Origin of the sequence: Aeromonas cavernicola, from assembly GCF_002795305.1 — a bacterium.
GTDB lineage: Bacteria > Pseudomonadota > Gammaproteobacteria > Enterobacterales > Aeromonadaceae > Aeromonas > Aeromonas cavernicola.
On the sequence record NZ_PGGC01000255.1, the window covers coordinates 1 to 3,434 of the forward strand.

Genomic DNA, 3,434 nt, shown 5'->3' on the forward strand with positions numbered 1-3,434 from the left:
GCCGCCCTCGCCCTGCTGCCCGCCACCCTGCTGCAAGAGATCCGCGAATCAGGCCGGATAGCCCAGTTCAACGGCAAGGCGCTCGATGGCCAAGGGGCAACCAGCGAGCAGTCGCTGACCCGGGTTGGTAGCTTTGCCCTGCTGGGCAGCGCAGGCTTCCTGCAACCGACTGCCGAAGGCTTGAGCCCAGTACTGGGTCTGCCCAGCGGCGTGCTCGCTGCCGTTGCTGCTTATCAGGGTCAGGAAGGTGAAGCACTGCCGCTGGATCCCTCCCACGGCACGCTGCTAGCGATGCTGGCGCAGGCGCCCACCTTCTGGCAGCAGGTGCAACAGGGTGGCCAAGTTGGCGCCATTATCGTGCTGCTGGCTGCCATCGGGTTAGGCATCGCCGCAATCCGGCTGTGGAGCCTGTCCCGCGAACTGTCACGGGTGCGTCGCCAGCTTAAGAGCGGCGAATACCATGCCGACAACGCCCTCGGTCGGGTGCTGACGGTGGCGGACAAGCACCCCGATCTGAGCATGGAGACCCTCGAACTGCGGCTTGATGAGGCGATCCTGCAGGAGACCCCTCGCCTTGAGCGCGGCATTGGCATGGTCAAGGTGATTGCGGCCATCGCCCCGATGCTAGGTCTGCTCGGTACCGTGACCGGGATGATCGGCACCTTTCAGGCCATCACCCAGTTTGGTACTGGCGATCCCAAGATCATGGCGGGCGGCATCTCGATGGCGCTGGTCACCACGGTACAGGGGCTGGTCGCGGCCATTCCGCTGATCTTGGCCCACAGCCTGCTGCAATCACGCTTCACCGAGCTATCCAATGTGCTGGAGCAGCAAGTGGCCGGCATTCTGGCCGAGCGAGCCGACGGCACTCAGCGCGGGATGGAGCGAGCGGCATGATGCTCGACATCTGGCAACAGCTGCAGAGCTTCATGGGCCGTGGCGGTCCGGTGCTTTGGGTCATTCTGGCTCTGCTGGTGCTGATGTGGATTTTGATGATCGAGCGGCTGCTCTACCTCAATCTGGGGTTTACACCGTTGCAGCAACAGCTGCTCAGCCGCTGGCAAGCCCGCCACGAGCGCCACAGCTGGCAGGCGCGCGCCATGCGCAGCCGCTGGCTAGCGCAGGCCGAGCTGGCGCTCAATCGTCATCTGATCTTCATCCGCACCCTGGTGGTGCTCTGCCCCATGCTGGGGTTGCTCGGCACCGTGACCGGGATGATCGGCGTATTCGATGCGTTGGCCGCGGCCAACCGCTTTAACCCAGAGAGCATGGCGGGCGGGATCTCCCGCGCCACCATCCCCACCATGGCAGGCATGGTGGTGGCGCTCTGTGGCGTGTTGTTACTTAGCCGGCTGGAAAGTCAGGCCAAACGAGCGTTGGCCAAGACCCGAGACGGCCTGCGAGAAGAGAAGGTAATGCAATGAGACGGCAAGCCAAACGCCAGCGTGATGAAGTGCAGATCGACATGACCCCCATGCTGGATATCGTGTTTATCATGCTGATCTTTTTTATTGTCACCACCTCCTTCGTGCGCGAAGCGGGGCTCGACGTACACCGCCCCCAGGCCAGTGCGGCCAAGGCGCAGAAATCCTCCAGCATCATGCTGGCGATCGGCGCTCAGGGTCAGATTTTTCTCGATCGCAAGCAGGTCGACGTGGAACGGGTACAAGCTACCCTCGCCCGCCTGCTGGCAGAACAACCGGACGCCAGCTTGGTGATTCAAGCCGATGAGCGGGTGCCCCACGGCAAGGTGGTGCGGGTAATGGATGAAGCCAAAGCGGCGGGTATCGCCAATATCGCCGTGGCGGTGGCACCGAAATGAAACACAAGCTGATGAGCCTAGGACTGGGGATCGCCCTCAGTCTGGGCATCCTGCTGTTTATGGCCACGCTGGTGGAGCCGCCCAAGGGTGAGAAGGCGGCGAGCGAGCAGCAGCCCATCGTCATCAATATGCAGAATGAAGTGACCGAGGTGCAGCTGCGCGAACGGCCAGCGCCCAAGGAGCCAGAACCGCTGCCGGAACCCCCAGCCGCATTGGCTGCGACACCGCTGCCGATGCCCGCTGCGGCCCCCTTGGCGGCCGTTGAGCCAAGTCTGGATCTGGTCTCCAGCCTCAGCGCGGTGCAGATCTATGCCCCCGGCGTAGCGACCAGCAGCGCCCCCGTACTCAGCGGCAATGGCCAAGGCCAGCAGCAGGGCACAGGCATAGGCACTGGCGATATGTTACTGCCGCTGCAACGGATCGAGCCGGTTTACCCCTATCGCGCCCAGCAGGCCGGCATTGAAGGCTTCGTCACCCTGCGTTTTAGCGTCAATGCCGAGGGTGGCGTGCAGGATGTGGAAGTGGTCGAGGCCAACCCCAAGCGGCAGTTCGAGCGGGCGGCCATTCAGGCGATCAATAAGTGGCGCTATCAGCCGAGACCGGGGGCCAGCGACAAGCTGGTGCAAGTCATCACGCTCAAATTCAAACTGGAGTCATAACGATGTTGCGGATCTGGATCTGTCTGCTGGCTTTGGCCAGCCACGCTTGTCTAGCGATGGAGGTTAGCCCTCACTTCTCGCGCCAGCTTGACCCCGTGCTGAAGCTCTATCAGTCCGGCCAGTGGCAGCAGGCCCAGAACAAGGCATCTGGCCTAACCCCACACTCCGAAGCCGAGCGCGCTTGGCTGGCCCAGCTGCAAGCCTCGCTGGCGGCCAACCTGCAACAGACCGCCCAGGCGAGCCGTTATGTCGAACAGGCCCTTGCCTATAAAGAGTGGCCCGAGCAACAACAGCTCCAGCTGCTGCGACTGCGCGGCGATATTCAGGCCCAGCAAGCCAACTGGTCGGGGGCCATCGCCAGCTACAAGGCGGCGCTGGCACTCAAGCAAGACGATGCACTGCGCCTGCGACTGGCTGGGCTTTACTACCAAAATAAGCAGTATGGTGACGCCGCCAGCCAGAGCGAGCAGTTATTGAAAAAAGGCTGGCAGAAGCAGGCCGCTATCATTCGCCTCTCGGCCCTGACCGCCCAGCAACGTTATGGCGTGGCGGCCGATCAGGCAGCCGAGCTGATCCGCCGCGAGCCGACCGAGAGCAAATGGTGGCAGCAGGCGGTGTCGCTCAACCTCTCCGCCAAGCGCGGCGATCAGGCGTTGGCGCTGCTGCAGACCGCCATCGACAAAAAACGAATGGATGATAGGTCAGCCCGTAATCAACTGATCCGCCTCTATGCCTGGCAAGGGCTGCCTTATCGTGGTGCCCGTCTGCTGGAAGCGGCCATGGCCAAGGGACAGATGCAACAAAGTGCGGAAAACCGCCAACTGCTGGCCCAATTGTGGGAAGGTGCCCGGGAATGGTCACAAGCGGTCGCGAGCTGGCAGGTGCTCGCCAACCAATACGGTCAGCCCAAAGCCGCCATGCGCGCCGCCGAACTGCTGCTGCAACAGGGCAAG

The 3,434-nt window shown here is 62.8% G+C and carries 5 protein-coding genes; all 5 read left to right on the forward strand.

The window, feature by feature from the left end; translation table 11 throughout:
* On the forward strand, nt 1-897 hold an 897-nt coding region (locus CUC53_RS18335), incomplete at its 5' end, for a MotA/TolQ/ExbB proton channel family protein (RefSeq protein WP_100295411.1).
* The gene (locus CUC53_RS18340; RefSeq protein WP_100295412.1) at nt 894-1,424 is read left to right on the forward strand and encodes a MotA/TolQ/ExbB proton channel family protein; all 531 of its coding nucleotides are present in this window, start codon (nt 894-896) and stop codon (nt 1,422-1,424) included. The genes CUC53_RS18335 and CUC53_RS18340, both read left to right, overlap by 4 nt.
* Complete coding sequence (locus CUC53_RS18345) at nt 1,421-1,822, forward strand: ExbD/TolR family protein (protein WP_100295413.1); 402 nt, start codon at nt 1,421-1,423, stop codon at nt 1,820-1,822. Before CUC53_RS18340 ends, CUC53_RS18345 begins: the two co-directional genes overlap by 4 nt.
* Nucleotides 1,819-2,481, forward strand: a complete 663-nt coding sequence (locus tag CUC53_RS18350; protein WP_100295414.1) for an energy transducer TonB — start codon at nt 1,819-1,821, stop codon at nt 2,479-2,481. The genes CUC53_RS18345 and CUC53_RS18350 overlap by 4 nt, the downstream gene beginning before the upstream one ends.
* 2 nt (nt 2,482-2,483) lie before the next feature.
* Nucleotides 2,484-3,434: tetratricopeptide repeat protein (locus CUC53_RS18355; protein WP_100295415.1), on the forward strand; the 951-nt coding region annotated here is incomplete at its 3' end.

Bases quoted from the DNA above. Each gene is read 5' to 3' on its own strand.
- CUC53_RS18340 (WP_100295412.1), top strand. From the start codon at position 894: ATGATGCTCGACATCTGGCAACAGCTGCAGAGCTTCATGGGCCGTGGC.
- CUC53_RS18345 (WP_100295413.1), top strand. From the start codon at position 1,421: ATGAGACGGCAAGCCAAACGCCAGCGTGATGAAGTGCAGATCGACATG.
- CUC53_RS18350 (WP_100295414.1), top strand. From the start codon at position 1,819: ATGAAACACAAGCTGATGAGCCTAGGACTGGGGATCGCCCTCAGTCTG.